This window comes from Pseudoclavibacter helvolus, from assembly GCF_014191305.1.
Classification (GTDB): domain Bacteria; phylum Actinomycetota; class Actinomycetes; order Actinomycetales; family Microbacteriaceae; genus Pseudoclavibacter; species Pseudoclavibacter helvolus.
Genome location: NZ_JACHWJ010000001.1, coordinates 383682 through 405778, shown reverse-complemented (window position 1 = coordinate 405778; position 22097 = coordinate 383682). Strand labels below are relative to the sequence as shown.

22 protein-coding genes are annotated in these 22097 nt (G+C 69.8%); 12 read left to right on the top strand and 10 right to left on the bottom strand.

What is annotated here, in order from left to right:
- Positions 1-144: 144 nt before the first annotated feature.
- From FHX72_RS01850 to FHX72_RS01840, 3 genes are read left to right on the top strand one after another with little or no spacing between them, the layout of a single operon-like run.
- The gene (locus tag FHX72_RS01850; RefSeq protein ID WP_183622682.1) at positions 145-1158 is read left to right on the top strand and encodes an ABC transporter permease; all 1014 of its coding nucleotides are present in this window, start codon (positions 145-147) and stop codon (positions 1156-1158) included.
- On the top strand, positions 1151-2200 hold the full coding sequence (locus FHX72_RS01845; RefSeq protein ID WP_082805523.1) for an iron chelate uptake ABC transporter family permease subunit: 1050 nt from the start codon (positions 1151-1153) through the stop codon (positions 2198-2200). The genes FHX72_RS01850 and FHX72_RS01845 overlap by 8 nt, the downstream gene beginning before the upstream one ends.
- Positions 2197-2955, top strand: coding sequence for an iron ABC transporter ATP-binding protein (locus FHX72_RS01840; protein WP_183622680.1), 759 nt, complete (start codon positions 2197-2199; stop codon positions 2953-2955). The genes FHX72_RS01845 and FHX72_RS01840 overlap by 4 nt, the downstream gene beginning before the upstream one ends.
- Before the next feature lie 15 nt (positions 2956-2970).
- Here FHX72_RS01840 and FHX72_RS01835 read toward each other — a convergent pair whose 3' ends face one another.
- Both FHX72_RS01835 and FHX72_RS01830 read right to left on the bottom strand, forming a co-directional pair.
- Positions 2971-3699, bottom strand: coding sequence for a glutamine amidotransferase (locus FHX72_RS01835; RefSeq protein ID WP_338110008.1), 729 nt, complete (start codon positions 3697-3699; stop codon positions 2971-2973).
- Between the two features lie 59 nt (positions 3700-3758).
- Entirely contained in the window at positions 3759-4427 is a 669-nt protein-coding gene (locus tag FHX72_RS01830; RefSeq protein WP_183622678.1) for a GntR family transcriptional regulator, read from the bottom strand.
- 181 nt (positions 4428-4608) lie between these two features.
- Here FHX72_RS01830 and FHX72_RS01825 point away from each other — a divergent pair, with 181 nt between their 5' ends.
- Genes FHX72_RS01825 through FHX72_RS01805 form a run of 5 tightly spaced genes read left to right on the top strand, consistent with a single transcriptional unit; the run spans position 4609 to position 10636 of the window.
- Positions 4609-5901, top strand: coding sequence for an NRAMP family divalent metal transporter (locus FHX72_RS01825; protein ID WP_183622676.1), 1293 nt, complete (start codon positions 4609-4611; stop codon positions 5899-5901).
- Between the two features lie 29 nt (positions 5902-5930).
- Positions 5931-6728 carry a LamB/YcsF family protein gene (locus FHX72_RS01820; RefSeq protein ID WP_183622674.1) on the top strand — a complete coding sequence of 266 codons (798 nt, stop codon included), beginning with the start codon at positions 5931-5933 and terminating at the stop codon, positions 6726-6728.
- 8 nt (positions 6729-6736) lie between these two features.
- Positions 6737-8431: a 5-oxoprolinase/urea amidolyase family protein gene (locus FHX72_RS01815; RefSeq protein WP_183622672.1), complete on the top strand. Its 1695-nt coding sequence runs from the start codon at positions 6737-6739 to the stop codon at positions 8429-8431.
- Complete coding sequence (locus FHX72_RS01810) at positions 8428-10203, top strand: acetyl/propionyl/methylcrotonyl-CoA carboxylase subunit alpha (RefSeq protein WP_221186684.1); 1776 nt, start codon at positions 8428-8430, stop codon at positions 10201-10203. The genes FHX72_RS01815 and FHX72_RS01810 overlap by 4 nt, the downstream gene beginning before the upstream one ends.
- 52 nt (positions 10204-10255) lie before the next feature.
- A complete protein-coding gene (locus tag FHX72_RS01805; protein WP_183622670.1) occupies positions 10256-10636 on the top strand; it encodes a VOC family protein in 381 nt (126 codons plus the stop codon).
- A 61-nt stretch (positions 10637-10697) separates the two neighbouring features.
- On the opposite strand, the gene FHX72_RS01800 is transcribed toward FHX72_RS01805, so the two are convergent.
- The gene (locus tag FHX72_RS01800; RefSeq protein ID WP_183622668.1) at positions 10698-11693 is read right to left on the bottom strand and encodes a Gfo/Idh/MocA family protein; all 996 of its coding nucleotides are present in this window, start codon (positions 11691-11693) and stop codon (positions 10698-10700) included.
- Between the two features lie 171 nt (positions 11694-11864).
- Between FHX72_RS01800 and FHX72_RS01795 the strand changes: the two genes are divergently transcribed.
- Positions 11865-12431: a dihydrofolate reductase family protein gene (locus FHX72_RS01795; RefSeq protein ID WP_183622666.1), complete on the top strand. Its 567-nt coding sequence runs from the start codon at positions 11865-11867 to the stop codon at positions 12429-12431.
- A 62-nt stretch (positions 12432-12493) separates the two neighbouring features.
- Here the strand turns inward: FHX72_RS01795 and FHX72_RS01790 are convergent, their stop codons facing one another.
- On the bottom strand, positions 12494-13165 hold the full coding sequence (locus tag FHX72_RS01790) for a response regulator (protein ID WP_338110006.1): 672 nt from the start codon (positions 13163-13165) through the stop codon (positions 12494-12496).
- Positions 13162-14376 (bottom strand): sensor histidine kinase, encoded by a 1215-nt coding sequence (locus tag FHX72_RS01785; RefSeq protein ID WP_183622664.1) that lies wholly within the window; start codon positions 14374-14376, stop codon positions 13162-13164. Before FHX72_RS01785 ends, FHX72_RS01790 begins: the two co-directional genes overlap by 4 nt.
- A 117-nt stretch (positions 14377-14493) precedes the next feature.
- On the opposite strand from FHX72_RS01785, the gene FHX72_RS01780 reads away from it, so the two are divergent.
- Positions 14494-15312 carry a GAP family protein gene (locus tag FHX72_RS01780; RefSeq protein WP_183622662.1) on the top strand — a complete coding sequence of 273 codons (819 nt, stop codon included), beginning with the start codon at positions 14494-14496 and terminating at the stop codon, positions 15310-15312.
- 39 nt (positions 15313-15351) lie between these two features.
- Here the strand turns inward: FHX72_RS01780 and FHX72_RS01775 are convergent, their stop codons facing one another.
- The 3 genes from FHX72_RS01775 to FHX72_RS01765 all read right to left on the bottom strand — a co-directional run bounded on the left by FHX72_RS01775 (position 15352) and on the right by FHX72_RS01765 (position 16826).
- Positions 15352-15792, bottom strand: coding sequence for a thioredoxin family protein (locus FHX72_RS01775; protein WP_156475593.1), 441 nt, complete (start codon positions 15790-15792; stop codon positions 15352-15354).
- A gap of 73 nt (positions 15793-15865) precedes the next feature.
- Positions 15866-16321 carry a thioredoxin domain-containing protein gene (locus tag FHX72_RS19315; RefSeq protein WP_183622660.1) on the bottom strand — a complete coding sequence of 152 codons (456 nt, stop codon included), beginning with the start codon at positions 16319-16321 and terminating at the stop codon, positions 15866-15868.
- Between the two features lie 13 nt (positions 16322-16334).
- The gene (locus FHX72_RS01765; protein WP_068477375.1) at positions 16335-16826 is read right to left on the bottom strand and encodes a DUF4395 domain-containing protein; all 492 of its coding nucleotides are present in this window, start codon (positions 16824-16826) and stop codon (positions 16335-16337) included.
- Positions 16827-16982: 156 nt separating this feature from the next.
- Between FHX72_RS01765 and FHX72_RS01760 the strand changes: the two genes are divergently transcribed.
- On the top strand, positions 16983-17912 hold the full coding sequence (locus FHX72_RS01760) for an aldo/keto reductase (protein WP_183622658.1): 930 nt from the start codon (positions 16983-16985) through the stop codon (positions 17910-17912).
- A gap of 395 nt (positions 17913-18307) precedes the next feature.
- Here the strand turns inward: FHX72_RS01760 and FHX72_RS01755 are convergent, their stop codons facing one another.
- On the bottom strand, positions 18308-19762 hold the full coding sequence (locus tag FHX72_RS01755; RefSeq protein WP_244963957.1) for an ABC transporter permease: 1455 nt from the start codon (positions 19760-19762) through the stop codon (positions 18308-18310).
- The gene (locus tag FHX72_RS01750; RefSeq protein WP_183622656.1) at positions 19759-20508 is read right to left on the bottom strand and encodes an ABC transporter ATP-binding protein; all 750 of its coding nucleotides are present in this window, start codon (positions 20506-20508) and stop codon (positions 19759-19761) included. Before FHX72_RS01750 ends, FHX72_RS01755 begins: the two co-directional genes overlap by 4 nt.
- Before the next feature lie 130 nt (positions 20509-20638).
- On the opposite strand from FHX72_RS01750, the gene FHX72_RS01745 reads away from it, so the two are divergent.
- The gene (locus FHX72_RS01745; RefSeq protein WP_183622654.1) at positions 20639-22000 is read left to right on the top strand and encodes a cryptochrome/photolyase family protein; all 1362 of its coding nucleotides are present in this window, start codon (positions 20639-20641) and stop codon (positions 21998-22000) included.
- Positions 22001-22097: the final 97 nt, after the last annotated feature.

The window sequence follows — 22097 nt, the reverse complement described above, 5'->3', positions numbered from 1 at the left end:
GGCACGACGCAATACCCCGGTAGCTGAGCAAACACCCGTAACCCAGCCAGACCCGGTATCCCCGCAAGACCGGGGAGCTCACCAAGACCAGGCCAGCCAAGCAGAACCGGAACCGCGAGCCCGCCACGCAACGACAGCGAGCGAATGACAGCAACAGCCCCACCTCCCGCAACACCAGCATCCCGTGCCGTGCAGGCGCACCGGGTGCCGCTCCTCAACCGCCGCGGCGCACTGCCCATCGGCATCGCCGTCGTGATCGGCCTCGCCGTGCTCTCCCTGTTCGTGGGCGCCTACGACATCGCGGGCAACGAGTTCGGCGGCGAGATGATCTGGATCTCCCGCGTGCCCCGCACCGTCTCGCTCGTGCTGGCGGGCTGCGCCATGAGCGTCTCCGGCCTCATCCTGCAGCTCCTCACCCAGAACCGCTTCGTCGAGCCCACCACGACGGGCACCACCGAGTGGTCGGCGCTCGGCCTGCTCGTGAGCTACATCGTCGTGCCCACCGCCGGCCTCACGACCCGAATGGTCATGGCCAGCGCCTCCGCCTTCATCGGCACCATGGTCTTCCTCGCCGTGCTGCGCCGCGTCGCGCTGCGCTCGGCCCTCATCGTGCCGCTGATCGGCATCATGCTCGGCGCCGTCGTCTCGGCCTTCACTACGTGGCTCGCGATCGAGACGAACTACCTGCAGATGCTGGGCACCTGGTTCATGGGCAGCTTCACGAGCGTCGTGCGCGGCCGCTACGAGGTGCTGTGGATCGTCGCCATCATCGTCGTCATCGCCTACTTCGTCGCCGACCGCTTCACCGTCGCCGGCCTCGGCAAGGACATCGCCACGAACTTCGGCGTCAACTACAACCTCGTGATGTTCATCGGCACCGCGCTCGTAGCCATCGCGACCGGCGTCACGACCGTCGTCGTCGGCTTTCTCCCGTTCCTCGGGCTCATCGTGCCGAACCTCGTCTCCATGGCCCGCGGCGACAACCTCAGGTCGAACCTGCCGTGGGTGTGCGTGCTGGGCGTCGGCATCATCATCGTGTGCGACATCATCGGCCGGGTCATCCGCCTGCCGTTCGAGCTGCCCGTCTCGATGATCCTCGGCATGGTCGGAGCCGCCGTCTTCATCACCCTCCTGCTCCGGATGCGGCGCGATGGCTGACACCGTGCCCCGCTTCCCGAGATCAACGGCCCGCCGCGTCGGCGACAAGGTCAGCGACGCGTCCAAGCCCGCCAGGCCACCCCGCCTCTGGCTGCGCTTCAGCATCCTCGGCGCCCTCGTCGTCCTGTCGGCCGTCGGCGTCCTGACCTACGACATCGCCATGGAGCCGGGCAGCCGCGGCTTCTGGCTCGCCGTCAACCTGCGGGTCGTCACGGTCGCGACCGTCATCGTCGTCGCCGCCTGCCAGGCCGTCGCGACGGTGCTCTTCCACACCGCGACCGGCAACCGCATCCTGACCCCCTCGATCATGGGCTTCGACGCGATCTACGTCGTCTTCCAGACTGCCCTCGTGTTCTTCCTCGGCGGCGCGGCCCTCGCCTCGACCGACGGCCTCCCCAAGGTCTTCCTGCAGAGCTTCCTCATGGTGGGCTTCGCGACCGTGCTCTACACGTGGCTCTTCTCGGGCAAGCGCGGCAACCTGCACATCATGCTGCTCATCGGCGTCGTGTTCGGCGTCGGCTTCGGCTCGCTCTCGACCTTCATGCAGCGCCTCCTCACGCCGAGCGAGTTCGACGTGCTCTCGGCGAAGCTCTTCGGCAACCTCAGCAACTCGAACCCCGAGTACCTGCCGTGGGCGGCGCTCATCATCGCTGTGGTGCTCGCCTTCGTCTGGCGCACCAGGAACACCCTCGACGTGCTCGCCCTCGGCCGCGACACCGCCGTGAACCTCGGCGTCGCCTACAAGCGCAAGGTGACGGTGCTGCTCATCCTGACGGCCGTGCTCATCTCGATCTCCACGACCCTCGTCGGCCCAATGACCTTCTTCGGCTTCATCGTCGCGACCCTCGCCTACCAGCTGACCGGGTCATCGCAGCACAAGCACGTCATCCCGTTCGCGATGCTCCTCGGCATGCTCACCCTGCTCGGCGGCTACTTCGTGCTGCGGCACGTGTTCTACGCGGCAGGCACCCTCTCGATCATCATCGAGTTCGTCGGCGGCCTCTTCTTCATCGTGTACCTACTCAGGAAGGGCGCCCTGTGATCTCGCTCTCGAACGTCACCAAGACCTACGGCAAGTCGACCGTGCTCGGGCCCGTCACCCTCGACATCCCCGCCGGCGGCATCACGGCTCTCGTCGGCCCGAACGGCGCGGGCAAGTCGACGCTGCTCACGATCGTCGGCAGGCTGACGGATGCGAGCACCGGCACGGTCACGGTCGGTGGCCACGATGTGACGAAGGCGAAGAGCCGCGACCTCGCGAAGGTCGTGTCGATCCTCAGGCAGGAGAACCACTTCGTCACCCGCCTCACGGTGCGCGAGCTTGTCGGCTTCGGCCGCTTCCCCCACTCGCAAGGGCGGCTCACGCCGGACGACAAGCAGCACATCGACCGGGCCATCGAGTTCCTCGACCTCACGGCCCTCGAGAACCGCTACCTCGACCAGCTCTCCGGCGGCCAGCGGCAGCGCGCCTACGTCGCCATGGTGCTCGCGCAGGACACCGACTACATCCTCCTCGACGAGCCCCTCAACAACCTCGACATGAAGCACGCCGTCGCCATGATGGGCCAGCTGCGCCGGGCAGCGGATGAGCTCGGCAAGACGTTTGTCATCGTCATCCACGACATCAACTTCGCCGCCGCCTACGCCGACAACATCATCGCCCTCACCGATGGCCAGCTCGCTCACTCGGGCAGCCCAGAGGACCTCATGACCACGGAGACCCTCGAGCACGTCTTCGGCACACCGATCCAGGTGCGACGCGACGGTGACTACCCGCTCGCCGTCTACTACCGGTAGGCGCGCTGTACGGAGCTACTGCTGCTGCAACTGCTGTTCGAGGCCGTCGAGCCAGTCTCCGACGACGGTTCTCGCGGCGGCAGTGAGGCGCGGCGCGAGCGCGAGGGCGTCCGCGCGGATCTCCCGCGGGTCGAGCCCGTGGGCCGCCAGCTCGTAGGCGTTCGCGACGAGCCACGTCTCGACCATCTGCGGGTCGACCTCGAGATGGAACTGCAGGCCGAGCAGGTTCGGGCCGGCGGCGAACGCCTGGTTCGGGAACCCAGGGGTCTCCGCGAGGCGCCGGGCACCGGCCGGGATCTCGAACTGGTCGCCGTGCCAGTGCAGCACCGGCACATCCCGAAGGCCCTCGAGCACCGACCCGGCGCCCTCGTCCGTGAGCGTCAGCGGGGAGAAGCCGATCTCGACCCGCCCCGTTGGCGCGACCCCCGCCCCCATCGCCGCCGCCATGAGCTGGGCCCCGAGACATACCCCGAGCGTCGGCCGCTTCGCCTCAACACGCGCCTGAATCGCCGCGATCTCGGGGGTCAGGAACGGGTACCGTTCCGCATCCCCAACACCGATCGGCCCGCCGAGCACCACGACCAGGTCGGCCGCGACGAGCTCCTCGACCGCGTCCCCAGCCGAGAAGTCATGCTCCCCGGCCTCCAGGTAGCGGATGCGGTACCCGCGTTCCGTGAGCACCTCGCGGAGCAGGCCGAGGTCTTCGAAGACGACGTGGCGCATGACAAGAGCGGTGGGAGACACGGTGAGCTCCTTCTGGTTGCGGGGATGGTCGAAGGCGGACAACGTCGGAGGACCCTGGCTCAGAGAGTCGGGGCCGGGGCGATGCGCGCGTAGGCGGCAAGCACCGTGCGCTCCGACCTCACGAGGTACTCGTCGAGGGCCTCCGCTGCCCCGGCCGTGTCGCCAGCGAGGTGGAGTTCCAGCACGCGCTGGTTGAGGTCGATGTAGGGGGCGTGCAGGTACTCGAGGTCCTCGAGGAAGCCGAAGGCGAGCCGCAGCTCTGCCGAGACGTTGGCGTAGACGCGGTCGAGGCGCTCACTGTCCGCGAGCGCGACGATCGCCGTGTGGAAGTCCATGTTCGCCGTGCCGACCGCGGCCCAGTCGCCGGCCTCCCGGCCCGCAACGGCGCGTTCGACTGCCTCGCTCATCCGCGCGCCTGCCGGGTGGCGCCCGGGTGCGGCCTTCAGGGCCTGCACTTCGATCATGCGTCGCACCCGGTAGATGTCGAGGATCGAGGCCAGCGACGGGATCGCGACGAACACGCCGGCGTTCGGCCGCCTCGTTAGGAGACGCTCGAGGGTCAGCATGCGGAATGCCTCGCGGAGCGTGTTGCGGGAGACGTCGAGGCGCTCCGTCATCGAGCTCTCCGAGAGCCGCTCGCCCGGGGCGACCTCGCCCGCGACGATCATCTGGCGGAGGCTCGAAGCCGCCCGTTCGGCCCGGTCGAGGGTCTCGTCGGCTGCGTTCACGCTTCGAACTCTACCGGCGGGCGTCCACGAGCGTTCACGCCGCTGGTTGCCTGAAACACCCCCGATACATCTTGTAACAAGACATTTACTCGTCTATCGTTGAACAATCTGTTGCTCAGCGTTGAACAACCGTAGGGTTACGGCAATCACTCGCTGCTCCCCTACCGAACTGGAACGAGTTATGTCCTCCACACCTCCTCCCGCATCATCGGCGTCATCCCCCGCCGGCTCCGCTCCGTCTGACGAAGCGAGCACTCCCGAGAAGCTCAAGCACTACGCGAAGGCTCGCCGCAATTCCCTCATCGGCGCCCTCTTCCTCATGGCCACCTCGGCCATCGGCCCCGGCTTCATTACGCAGACCGCGACCTTCACGCAGCAGCTCGGCGCGGCCTTCGCGTTCGGCATCCTCGTCTCCGTACTCATCGACCTCGCCGTCCAGCTCAACATCTGGCGCATGATCACCCTCTCGGGCAAGCGCGCGAGCGACCTCGCGAACGACGCCCTGCCGGGCAGCGGCTACGTGCTCGCGGTCCTCATCGTCATCGGCGGGCTCGTCTTTAACATCGGGAACATCGGCGGCGCGGGCCTCGGCCTCAACGTGCTGCTCGGGCTCGACGTGAAGGTCGGCGCCGTCATCAGCGCCGCCATCGCCATCGCGATCTTCCTCATCAAGCGCGCCGGAATCGTGATGGACCGCGTCGTGATCGTCGCTGGTATCGCCATGATCGTGCTCACGGTCATCGTCGCGATCGTCGCGCAGCCACCCATCGGCGACGCGCTCCGCCAGACGATCCTCCCCGACACGATCAACTTTGCGACCATCACGACGATCGTCGGCGGCACGGTCGGCGGCTACATCGTCTACTCGGGAGCGCACAAGCTGCTCGACTCCGGTAACGCCGGCCCCGAGCACATCAAGGAGGTCAACCGTGCGGCGGTGACCGGCATCGTCATCACCGGCATCATGCGCTACGTGCTGTTCCTCGCCATCCTCGGCGTCGTCGCGAGCGGCGTTGTGCTCGACACGACCCTCAACCCCGCCGCCGACGCCTTCCAGGCAGCAGCCGGCGAGGCTGGCTTCCGAATCTTCGGAGCCATCTTCTGGCTCGCGGCCCTCACGAGCATCATCGGCGCCGCGTACACGTCGGTGTCGTTCCTCCCGGTCTTCTCGCGGCGCATCGCGGGCCGCGTTGCCGACTTCTGGACCGTCGGCTTCATCGTCTTCTCGCTCGCCGTCTACCTCTCCATCGGCACCCCGCCAGCAACGCTGCTCGTGTTCGTCGGCGGCTTCAACGGCCTCATCCTGCCGATCGGCCTCACCCTGTTCATGTACATCGGCTGGTTCCGCCCCTCGAAGCTCGGCGGCGCCAAGTACCCGAAGTGGCTGCTGATCATCGGCACGCTCGCGACCATCATCACCTGGTACATGGCCGTCAACGCGGTCGGACCGATCTTCGAACTCCTCAACACCTGACCCACATCCCCGAGCGAAAGGCTGACTCCATGAACGCACGCTCCATCGACCTCAACAGCGACCTCGGCGAGGGCTTCGGCCGCTGGACCCTCGGCGACGACCAGGAGATGCTCGGCATCGTCACGAGCGCCAACGTCGCCTGCGGCTTCCACGCCGGCGACCCGCGCGCCATCCGCTCCACCGTGCGTGGGGCAGCGGATGCGGGGGTCGCGATCGGCGCGCACGTCGGCTACCGCGACCTGGCCGGGTTCGGGCGCCGCAACATCGACGTCGCCTCCGACGACCTCGTGGCCGACGTGATCTACCAGATCGGCGCCCTCCAGGCCCTCGCGGCCGCCGAGGGGACCAGCGTGAGCTACGTCAAGCCGCACGGCGCGCTCTACAACACGATCGTGCACGACGAGCGCCAGGCTGCCGACGTCGTCGAGGCCGTGCGCCTCGTCGACCCGAGCCTCGTCCTGCTCGGCATGCCGGGCTCGGCCGTCCTGCGCCTCGCGACCGAGGCGGGCATCCCGACCGCGATCGAGGCGTTTGCCGACCGCGCGTACACGCCGCAGGGCACGCTCGTTTCCCGGCGCGAGCCCGGCGCCGTGTTGCACGACGTCGACGAGGTCGCGAAGCGCATGGTGCGCCTCGCGACCGAGGGCCTCCTCGAGGCCATCGACGGCAGCACCCTCGAGCTGCGCCCCGACTCGATCTGCGTGCACGGCGACAGCCCCGGCGCCACCGACATGGCGAGGCAGGTGCGGCTGGCGCTCACCGAGGCCGGCGTCGACCTGCGTCCATTCGCTCCCGCGCCCGCCGCCGTCCGAGCCCCGGGGAGCTGAGCCGAACCGTGAGAGTTCTCACCGCCCGCGACGACGCGGTCCTCATCGAGTGCACCAGCCTCGACGAGACGATCGCCCTCTTCGACGCCCTGACGGCCCTCGAACTGCCTGGCGTCGGCGAGATGGTGCCAGGGGCCCGCACCCTGCTCGTGCCCTTCCGGCCAGCCCGGGTGACGTCAGAGGAGATCGAGGTCGCCGCCAGGAGTGCCGACCTCAGCGGCATCCGCGCCGGCACGCCGCGACGCCTCGAGATCCCGACGCGGTACGACGGTGAGGACCTCACGGAGGTCGCCGAACTCCTCGGCATCTCCGCCGACGAAGTTGTGCGCCGGCACACGAACTCGACCTTCACGGTCGGATTCGTGGGCTTCGCGCCCGGTTTCGCCTACCTCACGGGCGACGACCCGGTGCTCGACGTGCCGCGCCGGTCGACGCCGCGCACCCGCATCCCGGCAGGCTCGGTCGCCCTCGCCGGCACCTACAGCGGCGTCTACCCCCGCGAGAGCCCCGGCGGCTGGCAGCTCATCGGCACCACCGACGTCCCCATGTGGGACCTCGACCGCGAACCCGCCGCGTTCATGGCGCCGGGCGACATCGTCACGTTCAGTGTCGACGCCGCGACCACCCGAGCACGCTCAACCGTGAGCGCGACCAGCATCGTGACCTCGACGGACAGCGTGACACCGGCGGACCCAGTGACACCGGCGGACCCAGACTCGCCCCGATCGGCCGAGCAGGCGCATCCTGAACCCGCGGCCCCACGCGTCGAGACGTCCGCCATCGAGGTGCTCTCCCCCGGCCTGCAGACGCTCTTCCAGGACCTGGGACGCGACGGCTACGCGAGCATGGGCGTCTCGGCCTCCGGGGCACTCGATGCGCCCGCCCATCGGCAGGCGAACCGCCTCGTCGGCAACAGCCCGGGCGCAGCCACGCTCGAAGTCGCCTACGGGGGCCTGAACGTTCGGGCACGCGGCCCGCAGGTCGTGGCCGTCACGGGTGCCGAGGTGGAGCTGACTGTGAGCGGCGCCCTGCCTCGCCGGGTGGCCTTCGGCACGGCGTTTGCCCTCGACGACGGCGACGAGCTCCGGCTCGGCTCGCCCGCGGCTGGTGTCCGCAGCTACGTCGCCGTGCGCGGCGGGTTCGACGCACCGCCCGTGCTCGAGAGCCTCGCGACCGACCTGCTTGCGGGACTCGGACCCGATGCGATCACGGCAGGAGACCTGCTCGGCGTGCGCCTGCCAGATGCCCCGCTCTCGCCCGCGATCTCCGTCGCCGACGAGGCCCCGCGGGACCTGCCATCCGCATCCGGCGACACCGTCGAGCTGCGCATCGTGCTCGGCCCGCGCGACGACTGGTTCTCCGCCGACGAGCTCGATCGCTTCACCGGCCAGGAGTGGCAGGTGACTCCCCAGTCGAACCGCGTCGGCGTCCGTCTCGAGGGCGAGGCCCTCACACGCAGCAAGAGCGGAGAGCTGCCCAGCGAGGGCTGCGTCAGCGGCGCGCTGCAGATGCCGCCGAGCGGGCAGCCCGTGCTCTTCCTCGCCGACCACCCGCTCACCGGCGGCTACCCAATACTCGGTGCCGTCATCAGCGCCGACCTGCCCCTCGCCGGTCAGCTGCCAGTCGGCGCCAAGGTGCGCTTCCGCATCGTCGACCCGCGCACCCACCAACCACGCACCAACACACCAGGAGAACTCCGATGACCCGCATCAGCAAGGTCCTCATCGCGAACCGCGGCGAGATCGCCGTGCGCGTCGCCCGCGCGTGCGCCGACTACGGGGTCGCCTCGGTCGCCGTCTACGCCGACTCCGACGCCGACGCCCTGCACGTGCGCCTCGCCGACGAGGCCGTGCCGCTCGAGGGCAGGACCTCGACGGAGACCTACCTCGACGCCGACAAGCTCCTCGCCGCCGCCGCCGCGACGGGTGCAGACGCCATCCACCCCGGCTACGGCTTCCTCTCCGAGAACGCCGACTTCGCGCGCGCCGTCGAGGCCGCCGGGCTCGTGTGGATCGGCCCGACGCCAGAGGCCATCGAGCTCCTCGGCGACAAGATCTCCGCCCGACGCCTCGCGGAGAAGGTCGGGGCGCCGCTCGTCGCCGGCACGAGCGGGCCCGTCGACTCCCCCGCCGAGGCCAGCGCCTTCGCAGAAGAGCACGGTCTCCCCATCGCCATCAAGGCCGCGTTCGGCGGCGGCGGCCGCGGACTCCGCGTCGCGCGCCGCCTCGACGAGGTCGAGGAGCTCTTCGCCGCTGCGGGCCGCGAGGCCGTCGCGGCCTTCGGTCGCGGCGAGTGCTTCGTCGAGCAGTTCCTCGAGTCTCCGCGTCACATCGAGGCGCAGGTCCTCGCCGACACCCACGGCAACGTCGTTGTCGTCGGCACACGCGACTGCTCCTTGCAGCGCCGCAACCAGAAGCTCGTCGAGGAGGCCCCCGCGCCGTTCCTGACCCCGGAGCAGCGGGAGCGCATCCACACCTCCGCCCGCGACATCTGCGCTGCCGCCGGCTACCGCAGCGCCGGCACGGTCGAGTTCCTCCTCGACGCGAACGGCGTCATCTCCTTCCTCGAGGTCAACACGCGCCTCCAGGTCGAGCACCCCGTCACCGAGGAGACCGCCGGCGTCGACCTCGTCATCGGCCAGCTCCGCATCGCCGACGGGCTCGCCGTCGAGGCCGCCGAGTTCGAGCCGCGCGGGCACGCCTTCGAGTTCCGCATCAATGCCGAGGACCCGGCCCGCGGGTTCCTGCCGGGGCCAGGCACGATCTCGCTCTTCCGGGCGCCATCGGGGCCAGGCGTGCGCGTCGACTCCGGCGTCGAGACCGGCTCGGTCGTCTCCGGCCAGTTCGACTCGATGCTCGCGAAGCTCATCGTGACCGGGGCGACGCGCGAGGAGGCGCTCCGCCGTGCACGCCGCGCCCTCGCCGAGTTCGAGGTGGAGGGTGTGCCAACCGTGCTGCCGTTCCACCGCGCCGTGCTCGACGACCCCGACTTCATCGGCGGCGAAGGCCCCGACGGAGTGCCTGGCTTCGGCGTGCACACGCAGTGGATCGAGACGACCTTCGCCGAGCGGGTGCCTGAACAGGCCCTCACCGTCGAGGCCGCAGCCCCCTCCGTCGTCTCGACCTGGATCGAGCTCGACGGGCGCAGGGTCGCCATACGGCTCCCCGCCACCCTCTTCGCTGCCGGCGGCTCGGCTGCCGCGGCGTCGCCTGCCGGTGCGGCAGGTTCGGCAGAGGCCGCGGATGCTGGAAGCGGGTCTGGCTCGTCGGTCACGGCCCCCATGGCGGGCACGCTCCTGCGCTGGCTCGTCGATGACGGCGCGGAGGTCGAGGCTGGCACCGCGGTCGCCGTGGTCGAGGCGATGAAGATGGAGACGCCCGTGCAGGTGAAGGCGGCTGGCACCCTGCGCCATCGCGCCGTGGCGGGCAGCCCGATCTCGGCTGGCGAGGTGCTCGCAGAGGTCGAGTCGAGCTGATCGCCAGCGGGCGGCGCCGACAATGTCGGTGAATGCAGGCAGACTGGAACGCATGAGCGAACCAGCTGCCCGCGCCCACCATTCGATCGACTATCTCGAGTTCGGGGTGACCGACCTCGCCGTCGCGAAGCAGTTCTACGGCGACGCCTTCGGGTGGACCTTCAACGACTACGGTCCGGGCCCCAACTATGTCGGCATCCGTCGCCCCGGTGGCGCGGAGACCGACGAGGTGGGCGGCTTCCGCCTCGACCCGCAGGTCACGCCGGGCGGCGCGCTCGTGCTCCTCTACTCCGACGACCTCGAGGCGAGCATCGCCCAGGTGCGCGCGGCGGGAGGCGAGGTCGTCAGCGGGCCGTACGAGTTCCCCGGCGGCCGCCGGTTCCACTTCACGGACCCGGCTGGCAACGAGCTCGGCGTCTGGTCGAGCTCTTAGCTCGCCCCGGTCGAGCATTCGGCAGATCGCAGTCGAGCCCGCTCTAGCCCGCTCTAGCCCGCTACAGCGTTGTCGCCTGCGCGGTGATGCTGGCTCGCACCTCATCGAGCACCGCCATGATGGCGACTGACTCGTCGAGCGGCATGCGCGGGCTCTCGAGCTCACCGGCGTGGAGGCAGCGCTCGACCTCGAGCGCCTGGAACTGCATGCCCCGACCGACGTGCTGGGGCTTGTCGAAGCGCAGGAGCTCGCGCCGACGGCTGCCGCCGTCGTAGACCGTGAACGAGGTCGACGCGTAGAAGACTGCATCGACGTCGATCCACCCGTCCGACCCGGCGATGGCCGCACTGTTCGAGCCCGGCGCATCCATGCGCGTGAGTGTCGCCGAGCTGCGGCCTGCGCCGTGGCGCATCAGCACGGAGGCGGCGAGGTCGACGCCGAGCTCGGACGCCTCGCCGTCGGCGAGGATCGTCGTGGCCGGACCGAGCAGCTGCGAGGCTATCGAGATGCCGTACACCCCGAGGTCGGCCATGACCCCGCCGCCGAGCGCGGGGTTGCCGTGCCGGCTCGTCGGAGATACGTCGAGGTTCTGGAAGTGCGAGCTCGTGACGCTCACGAGCTCGCCGATGGCTCCGCGTACGATCACGTCGCTGATCGCATCCGCCGTCGGCAGGAAGCGCGTCCACATCGCCTCCATCGCGAAGACCCCCTTCGCGCGGGCGGCCGCGACGACACGCTCCGCCTCGGCCGCGGTGTTCGTGAACGACTTCTCCACAAGTACCGGCTTGCCGGCCTCGATGGCGAGCAGCGCCTGCTCTGCGTGGAACGACTGCGGCGTCGCGATGTAGACCACATCCACGTGCGGGTCAGCGACGAGGTCCTCATAGCTGCCGTGAGAGGTGGGGATGGAGAACTCGGCGGCGAACTCGGCCGCCTTCGCCGCATCCCGCGAGCCGACGGCCGCGACTTCGAGCCCCTGGGCCAGGAGATCGGTCACGAAGGTCTTCGCGATGTTGCCTGCCCCGAGAATTCCCCATCGAACACGTCTGGTAGCCATCGAAAAACCCTAACGTCGCTCCCGGTGGACCCGCTAGGACCCGACAGGGGATGCACACTGTCTGGGCTGTCCGTCACGTTCCCCGCTAGCCTCCGACCCAATCGCAAGTGATCTAGCATTTCCCTCGATTCGCGCGGGCGCGGATCGACATCACGCCTTCAGGAGGACCTCATGCGCCAGCTCATCATCACCGCCTTCGTATCCGCCGACGGAGTCATGGAGGCCCCAGGCGGAGAAGAGGGCTACCGGAACTCCGGCTGGACCTGGCAGGACATCGAGTTCGACCCTGCCGCCTACACCATCAAGGGCACTGAGCAGCTCGAAGCCGGTGCGCTCCTCCTCGGCCGGAAGAGCTACGAGGCGTTCGCGCCGGTCTGGCCCGGCATGACCGAGGAGTTCCCGCAGTACAACTCCATGCCCCGCTACGTGGTCTCCGCGACGCTCGAATCGGACGACGAGCGCTGGCCCGCGACGATCCTGCGATCCATCGACGACGTCGCCGCGCTCAAGGAGGGCGAGGGCGACCCGATCATCGTGCACGGCAGCGCCGAGCTCGGCCAGGCCCTCGCAGATGCCGGCCTCGTCGACCGCTACAACCTGCTCGTGTTCCCACTGCTTCTCGGCGCCGGGCGGCGCCTCTTCAGCGAGACCGACAAAGCCACGCAGCACCTCAAGCTCGTCGAGCACGAGGTCTACCCGAACGGCATCCAGAAGCAGGTCTTCGACGTCGTCAAGTAGCGCCGACGTCGTCAAGTGGCGCCAGGATCAAGTAGCGCCGCGGGAGCGGAGGCGCGCGGGCTTCAGCTGCTGAGCCCCGCGCGCCTCGCCAGCACGGCGGCCTCCATGCGGGAGGCGACCCCGAGTTTCGCCAGCACGCGCGAGACGTGAGTCTTCGCCGTCGACGCGCTGATGTGCATCCGCTGCCCGATACCGACGTTCGAGAGCCCCTCGCCGAGAGCGGCGAGCACTTCGCGTTCCCTCGCTGTGAGCTCCTCGAGGCCCTGCACGTCCGGAGCCACTTCGGTGCCGGGCTCGCTCGTCTCGGCGAAGCGATCCAGGAGGCGCCGCGTCACCTCCGGCGACAGCGCGCCCTCACCGCGGGCGACCGCCTCGACCGCCGACTGCAGAGCCGGGCCAGTCGTCGACTTCAGCAGGAACCCGGCAGCCCCTGCTCGAACGGCGCCGAACACGTACTCGTCGAGGTCGAAGGTCGTGAGCACCAGCACTTGGGCGAGGGATTCGGCGGCGATCGCCTTGGTCGCCTCGATCCCGTCGGTGCCTGGCATGCGCACATCCATGAGCACAACGTCAGGGCGAAGCGCCCGCGCGTTGCCGATCGCGGCCGCCCCGTCGGCTGCCTCGCCGACAACGTCGATGCCGTGAGCCTCGAGCAGGAGTCTCAGTCCGGCCCTGATCGCGGCGTGGTCGTCGGCGATGAGCACCCTCACGCGGGCTGCGGTCGGCTCGGTCACGGTGCGCTCCCCGTGTGCGTTCCTTGAACCGGGGCCGCCGCACCGGCGCCCCTCGGCACGGTCGCTGCGACCCGCCACCCCAGCTCTCCCGCGAGCGGGCCAGCCTCGAGGGTTCCGCCGAGGCGCTCGGCACGCTCACGGATCAGACCAAGACCGTTCCCGGTGCCAGGCGCGCCCTCGACGCGCCTGCCTCCCGTCGACGTGACGACCACTGAGACGGTGTCCTCTGCCTCCTCGAAGCGCACCTCGACCGCCGCCCCCGGCGAATGCCGCTCGGCGTTCGTGACCGACTCGGCCACGACCCGCGCGAGCGCCTGCTCGGTTGCAGCGGATGCGCTCGGCACATCCCCGACGATCGTCGCTTCGACCGAGCCTGCGGCCGCGACGATCTCAGCCACCTGGGCGAGGCGGGGCGGGGCGACCGGCGCCTCACCTTCGGCGTCACCGCTCCGCAGGATGAGGATCATCGAACGCATCTCGTCGAGCCCGTCGAGGGCCGAGCTGCGGATCGCCTGCAGCGCCCCAGCCTCCCACGGTGCGACCTCGGGACCTGCGAGGGCCGCCTCCGAGGTGATGGCGATCGCCGAGAGATTCGCCGCGACCACGTCGTGGAGGTCGCGAGCCATGCGCTCCCGCTCCGCACGCACGGCCTCGCCACGCTCAAGCTCGAGGAGGCGCTCGGCGTCATCCGCCCTCGCTTCCTGCACGCGGGCCAGCTCCGCGCTCTGCCGCACCGAGCTCGCCCACCAGAGCGGGGTGCCGAAGATCGCGAGGGCCTGCAGGCTGAAGAAGACTCCCTCGCGGAGTGATTCGCCGAGCAAGAGCGGCACCACGAACGCGGCGACCACCGCCGCCGCGACAAGTGCCTGCACGAGCCGCAGAGCCATCGTCGAGCCGAGCCTGCCGACCACGTAGAGGGCATCGAGCACGAGCACGGCAACACCGACGGCCCCGCCGAGCGCGAGCGTCGCGGCGGCCAACGCCACGCAGACGGCAAGCACTGCGAGCGGGAACCGGCGCTTCTGCGTGAGAGCCAAGCCGCCAAGCGCGATCGCGCCGAGGCTGACGCCGAGCTGCTGGCCGGAGTCGAAGAGCGCGAGCACCACCGCCGCCGCCACCACAACAACCGTCGTCACCGCGTCCTCGTCGAGCCCCGGTCGGGCCAGGATGCGCGGGGTCGCCCGAGCGCTGGGCCGACGCGGTGCAGTCATGGCTCCATCCCAGCACACCGTCGCCGGCCAGGGGTCACCCAAACGATGTACCCCACCCCGGCGAAGGGCGCCGTTCGGGCGACGCGGGCACTGGTCCCCGCGAACGAGGCTTGCCCCATGACCACGGAACTCCTGCTCTCACTGCTCGGACTTGCGCTCGTCGACAGCCTGAGCGCGGGCACGCTCCTCATCCCGATCTTCTTCCTGCTCGCGCCTGGGCGCATCCGGCTCGGGCGCATCCTGACCTACATCGTGACGATCGCGAGCTTCTACTTCCTCGTTGGGCTCGTGCTCACGGCGGGCGCCTCCGTGTTCCTGGAGAACGCCGCGGCAGTGCTGGAGACCCCGGCCGCGTACACCGTGCAACTTGTGCTCGGGGCAGGTCTCCTCGCGGTCGCGATCCTCATGCCGACGAAGAAGAAGGTGCCAGTGGGCGCCGACCTCGCGCAGCGCGGACAAGACGGGCAGGTCGCGCAGGGTGGCGTCGCGCATGACGCGCATGACGTGCAGGGCACTTCCGCGGACCACGAGCCCGCCCAGGGCAGGCTCGCGCGTTGGCGCGAGCGCGCGCTCGGCAGCGGCTCCCCCGCGACCGTCGTCGTGCTTGCGCTTGCGGCCGGACTCATCGAGCTCGCGACGATGATCCCCTACCTCGCAGCGGTCGGCCTCCTGACCGGATCGGGTTTGGGCTTCGGAGGCTCGGCCCTGCTGCTGGCCGTCTACTGCACGGTGATGGTCGTGCCCGCGCTCCTGCTCGTCTTCGCGCGGGTCGCAGCGCGTCGGGCTGTCGAGCCGCCCCTGCGTCGGCTCGCCGACTGGCTGAGCCGCAACGCCGCCGAGAACACTGCGTGGATCATCGGCATCGTCGGATTCCTGCTGCTGCGCGACGCGCTTTCCAACTCGGCGAGCTTCGACTTCTGGCCGTTCAACACCTGAGACTTGACTTGACTGGACTTGACCTGGCTGGCGGGAAGCTCAGCGCACGCTGAGCTCGATGAGCTGCGCCTCGACCGACTCGCGCAGCGGCGCCCCGTCGAAGCGGCCCGCCCTGTTCCCGCCGGCGTCGAGCAACAGCACCGTCGGGGTCACGACGATGTCGTAGGGCAGCACCAGCTCGGGACGGATACTCGTATCCACTTCCGCGAACACAACTCCGGCGGACGTCGCCGCGACGTCCTGCAGCATCCACCGCGTGAGTGCGCATTCTGGGCTGTCTGGCGCCGTGAAGAGCACGATCGTCGCGCGGCGGCCGGGCAGTATGTCCTCCGGAAGCAGCTCGAGGTCGAGCTCGGACTGCTCGGGCTCCGGCTCGCCCTCGCCGTCGAACCGGCTGACGCCACGCCTCGCCAGCCACCCGACAACGGCGACGATGAGCACAAGCGCCATGATCACGAGCAACACCACTGATCCATCCACGGGCTCAGCCTCGCATATCCGGGGGTCGAAGGGGCAGGTCAGTCTTCCGTCGAGCCCGCGGCCCGCGGCGCCGCTACGTGCTCAGCTGCAGCAGCTGATCCTCGAGGTCCGAGCGCCTCGGCGGGCCCCCGATGCGTGCGACGCGCGTCCCGGACTCACCGAGCACCAGCACGGTCGGCGTCTGCCGGATGTCGTGGCTCCTGGCGAGGTCCTGCCGGTGCGTCAGGTCGACCTCTGCCACCACCACGCCGGGTGTCTGGGCCGCGAGCTGGTCGAGCATCCGCTTCGTCGCCGGGCACTTCGCGCAGAACGCGGTCGAGAACAGGATGAGCGTGGCCCGACTGCCCGGCTCGGCGTCCTCGGCAAGGAGGTCGAGGTCAGAGGCGTTGGCTGTCGGCGCTTCGCTCGTCCCTGCTGCAGGATCCGAGGCACGCTTCAGGCGTCCGTTCGCGCGTTGCAGCACCAGGCCGATGACGGTCGCGACCACAACAAGCGCGCCGAGCACGAGCGCGGCAACCGAGGCATCCACGGTGTGTCCGCCCCTAGCTCTGCGCGGCCGGCGGCCGGATGACGCCGACGCGCAGGAGCAGCACGTACAGCTGGCAGCCGAGGCAGTAACCGAACACGGTGTTCAGGAAGGCGGCGATGAATGCGGCGCCCGCGGCGACCGGCACCGCGAGCGGAACCCCGAGCACGTGCAACACGATGCCGACAAGCGTCACCGCGAAGCCCACCCCCTGCGCGAACGTCGGCGGGGCCGCGTCCTCGGTCTCAGCCGGCGGGGCGAGCCGAGGGCGGATGACGGCGGCGAAGATGCGCCCGTACGGGTGCCGCTGGATGCCCGCGAACGCGCCCCACGCGAAGAGCGCCGAGAGCGCGACAAGCAGCAAGAAGCCCGGCTGGGCGAGCCGTTCAGCGAACGTCGTCGCGGCCGGCGCGACAAGTCCGAGGAAGACCGTGACCAGGAGCAGCACGGCGGTGATGGCCGCCCCGAACCGTGGCCCGCGAGGGTCGATGCGAATCTGTGCCGACATGACGCTCCATCTTCGGGGGACGACGCCTGGAGGAAGGGCTTCCAGGCGGCAGTGGATGCTGTGCCGAAAGGGTAGGCGCGTGACGCGGCCAAGGGAACGACTGTGACGCTCCAAGACGACCTGCTTCGGCGCCCGCGGAGTTGAGATGATTCCCCCATGAAGACTTTCACTCTCCCGCAGACCGACGTGCGCGCTTCGAGCATCGTCCTCGGTCAGATGCGCATCATGGACCTCGACGACGAGCAGCTGCGCACCCTCGTTGGCACGGCGCTCGACGCCGGCGTCAACGTCATCGACCACGCCGACATCTACGGTGGCGAACGCCACGCGTGCGAGCGTCGCTTCGGCGAGGCCATCCGCTTCTCCCCCGCCGAGCGCGAGAAGGTGCTCATCCAGTCGAAGGTCGGTATCCGCGAGGGGTACTTCGACTTCTCGGCCGAGCACATCCTGCGCACCGTCGACGAGTCGCTCGAGGCCCTCGGCACCGAGTACCTCGACGTCCTCCTCCTGCACCGCCCCGACACGCTTGTCGAGCCGGACGAGGTCGCGACGGCGTTCAACGAGCTCCACAACCGCGGCAAGGTGCGCCACTTCGGCGTCTCCAACCACACGCCGGCTCAGGTCGAGTTGCTGAAGTCAGCTGTGTCGCAGCCGCTCATCATCAACCAGGTGCAGCTCAGCATCACGCACGCGCCGATCATCGCGTCCGGCATCGCAGCCAACATGGTCGGCCTCGACCAGTCGATCGACCGCGACAACGGCATGCTGGACTACGCGCGCCTGAACGGCATCACGCTGCAGGCCTGGTCGCCCTTCCAGAAGGCGTTCTTCGACGGCGTCTTCCTCGGCGACCGCGAGAACTTCGCCGAGCTCAACGACGTGCTGGATGCGCTCGCCGACAAGTACGGTGTCACGCCGACCGGCATCGCGACGGCCTGGATCACCCGGCACCCCGCGAACATCCAGGTGGTGCTCGGCACGACGACCCCGAGTCGCGTGGCCGAGTCGGCCGCGGGCTCTGACGTGCACCTCACGCGCGAGGAGTACTACCGCATCTTCACGGCGGCAGGCCACACGCTGCCGTAAGCGGCGCACCCCACGCCGACGTCCCAAGCGCAGCGGCCGCGCGCACGCCCCCGCGGGCGCAGCGTTCGCAGGCGCAGCCTCCGCGGGCGCAGCCTCCGCGGGCGCAGCCTCCGCGGGCGCAGCCTCCGCGGGCGCAGCCTCCGCAGGCGCAGCCCCCGCAGGCGCAGCGTTGTGGCAAAGTGCTGCTCTCGAGCTCGGCGGCAGCACTTTGCCACAACCCTGAGCTGCGGCGAGCGAGTTCGGTCAACTTTTGGGTCGAGCGAGCTCCGCGAGGCGCAAAAAGCCCCCGCACAGGGTTGTGGATCGTTGCTGTTCCGGATCTTCGGAACAGCAACGAGCCACAACTTTCGCGCGACGCCGGGGCGCGGCCGAGGCGCGCGGGCGCCGCGGGCGCGTCAGTCGACCGCGAGCGCCGCGACCGGGGAGACGCGCGTGGCCCGGCGGGCGGGTAGCAGGGATGCGGCGACCGTGATGAGGAGCGTCACAATGAGCACCCCTGCGACGGTGACCCACGGGATGCTCGGCACCACGAGGCGCCCGACAAGGGACCCGAAGGTGGCCTGCGCGCCGACCCAGCCGTAGAAGACGCCGAGCAGCAGCCCGAAGAGCGCCGAGGACACGATCATTGCGACGGCCTCGGTCACGATCATCCGGCGAACCTGCCCGACCGTGAAGCCGAGTGCCCGCAGGAGGCCGAGCTCACGCTTGCGCTGCATGACGCTCAGCGAGAGCGTGTTCACCATGCCGACGGCCGCGAGAAGCACCGAGAAGCCGAGGAGCACGCTCATGATCGCGGTTGTGACGTCGATGACCTGCTCGAACGCCGCGTACATCTCCGGCTCCATCTGCCCGAACTCGAGCGTGATGGCGCGGAACGTCTCCGTGGCCACGGCGAACATCGTGACGAGCGTGATGCCGATGACAAGCCCGATCACGGCGCGACTGCTGCGTGCGGGGTTGCGTACAGGGTTCGCCGCCGCGAGACGGGTCACGGGCCCTCGACCGAGTGCCCTCCCGCTGAGGCTCATAAGGGGCGGCAGGATGACCGGGGAGCCGATCACGACGCCGACAAACGAGAACATTCCTCCGACGACGCTCACGAGCACGCCGGTCGGGCTGGACAGGCCGAGGAAGACTCCCCCGACGAGCATGGCGACGCCGAGGGCGATGAGGATCACCGCGGTGACGCTGCGCCCGCGACCGGCCCTCAGCTCCTGCATGGTCGGCTCGGCGACTGCCGAGGTCGCCGCGATGGGAGACACCGTCAGGACACGACGCGAGCCGACCCAGGATGCGATGACCGTGGCCGCCGTCACGGCGAGCACTGGTGCCAGCACGGCCGGATGCACGATCGGGAAGGGGAACGGGTCGAGCGCGCCGTTGGTGATCGCGAGCTGGGCGCCGAGTGCCGTCAGACCCACGCCGAGTGAGGCACCCGCTGCTGCACCTGAGGCGCCCTGCACGAGCCCCTCGCGCACGGTGCGGGCACGGAGCGAGCGTCCGGACGCCCCGATAAGGCGCAGAAGCGCGATCTCCTTCGTGCGCCCCGCGATCACGGTGGCGACGGAGTTCGACGTGACCACGGCCCCGACGAAGAGCGCGATCGTGAAGAAGAGCGCAGCGATGGTGCCGAGCACCGTCGCGAGCTGGCCGATCTCGCTGAGCCCCGACGCGTCGAAGTAGGCGGCCAGGTCGGCGACGATCATGATCAGCACCGTGCCGAAAGCCGCGGAGAGTGCGGAGACGAGCACAACCGCTGCGCCGCCGCTGCTCTGCTGAGACTCCGGCGCGCGGTGCGCCTTGACGGCGCTCGTGGTCTTCGAGGCGTTCTTACCGGCGACGGCACTCATGCTGCCGTCTCCATGGAGAGCATGAGGCTGGAGATCTCGGCGGCGCTTGTACGAGGCCGGTCGGCGACGACCTTGCCGTCGGCGAGGAACACAACCCGGTCGGCGTGGCTCGCGGCGATCGGGTCGTGGGTCACCATCGCGATCGACTGGCCGTACTGGCTGCTCGCGGTCGAGAGCAGCGAGAGCACCTCGCGGCCCGTCTTGGAGTCGAGGTTTCCCGTGGGCTCGTCGGCGAAGATGAGCTTCGGCCGAGTCGCGAGCGCGCGGGCGATGGCGACGCGCTGCTGCTGCCCGCCCGAGAGCTCGTACGGCCGGTGCGCGAGGCGCTGGGAGAGGCCGAGGGTCTGGATGAGGTGCGCGATCCACTGCTCCTCGTCGCGGGAGACGGAACGGCCGTCGAGGTCGAACGGCAGCATGATGTTGCCGCGCACATCCAGCGTGGGAACGAGGTTGAAGGCCTGGAAGATGAAGCCGACCGCGCGGCGGCGCAGCACCGTCAGCTCGGCGTCGTTCATGCCGGTGATCTCGGTGTCGCCGAGGAACACGCGCCCGGCCGTGGCACCGTCGAGGCCCGCCATGACGTGCATGAGCGTCGACTTCCCCGAGCCGCTCGGACCCATGATGGCCGTGAACTCACCGCTTCTGATGCCGAGGCTGACGCCGTCGAGCGCGGCGACGCTGCCGTGGGAGCCGTAGATCTTCCGAACGTCGATGACGCTCGCGACAAGTGAGGATGTGGTGTTCATGTCCTCGACGCTACGGAGGCACCCCGGGCGAGCGCGTCCGCCCCTGGTCGCCCCCGCATGGTCCTCTGGGATGACTCTGGCCTGCCCCGCATCCAGCCAGCGACCGAGGTTGTCCCCCTAGCCTTGCCGCATGGTCTCCCCTACGCTCGTCTGGTTCCGCGACGACCTGCGCCTCCACGATCACCCGGCCCTGCACGTCGCGCTCGAACGCGGCGGGCCGGTCATCGCGCTGTTTGTGCTCGACGAGGAGTCGCCCGGCGTGCGGCCGCTCGGCGGGGCTGCCAAGTGGTGGCTCCATCACAGCCTGGCCTCGCTCGCCGCAAGCCTCGAAGAGATCGGCGGCGCGCTTGTGCTGCGCCGCGGCGTCGCCCGGGACATCGTCCCAGGCGTCGCCGCGGAGGCCGGTGCTGAGCTTGTCGTCTGGAACCGCCGCTACGGCGGGGCCGAGCGCGAGATCGACGCCGACATCAAGCAGAGCCTCATCGACGGCGGGACCGAGGCGCACAGCCTGCCGGGCTCGCTCCTCAAGGAGCCCTGGCAAATCCAGACCGGACAGGGTGAGGCGTACCGGGTGTACACACCATTCGCGAATGCCTGCCAGAGCCGCTTCCAGCACGAGCCGCCCCGAGACCCGCTTCCTGCCCCGGATGCGCTCCCCCGCGGCTCGAAGGCGACGTCGCTCGACTCCGACAAGCTCGACGCGTGGACGCTGCTGCCCACTCGCCCTGACTGGGCCGAGGGCCTGCGGGACGAGTGGACGCCTGGCGAGCAAGGCGCCCACGAGCTGCTCGAAGCTTTCCTCGACGGGGCCGTCACCGACTACAAGAACGACAGAGACCGGCCCGATCTCGTCGGCACCAGCCGCCTGAGCCCGCACCTGCGCTGGGGCGAGATCTCCTCAGCGCAGGCCTGGCACGCGCTCGACGGCCGTACGGGGGAAGGCGCCGCGACCTTCCGCCGCGAGCTGCTCTGGCGCGAGTTCGCGTGGCACACCCTGTACAGCTTCCCCGAACTCCACAAGCGCCCGTGGCGCGCGGCCTACGAGGATTTCCCGTGGCCAGAGCTCGACCGGGACGCCCTCGAGGCCTGGCAGCGCGGGAACACCGGGATCCCGATCGTGGATGCAGGTATGCGCGAGCTGTGGCGCACCGGCACCATGCACAACCGCATCCGCATGGTCACCGCATCGTTCCTCACGAAGCACCTCCTCACCGACTGGCGCCGGGGCGAAGAATGGTTCTGGGACACGCTGGTCGACGCCGACCAGGCCTCGAACCCCTTCAACTGGCAGTGGGTCGCCGGCTCCGGCGTGGATGCTGCCCCCTACTTCCGCATCTTCAACCCGGAGCGGCAGGCCGAGCGCTTCGACCCGCACGGCGCCTACGTGCAGCGGTGGGTTCCCGAGGCAGGCAGCGGGGAGTATCCGGCGCCGATCGTGGGTCTGAAGGAGGGCCGAGAGGCCGCGCTCGCGGCCTGGCGGGAGGTCCGCTGACGCGCCTCGCGCCACCGGCGACGCGCTCTCGCGCAACTGTCGGAGGCCGGTGCTAGATTGCCCGCACGCTCGCGTGGCAGGGGATTCGCGCGGCGCA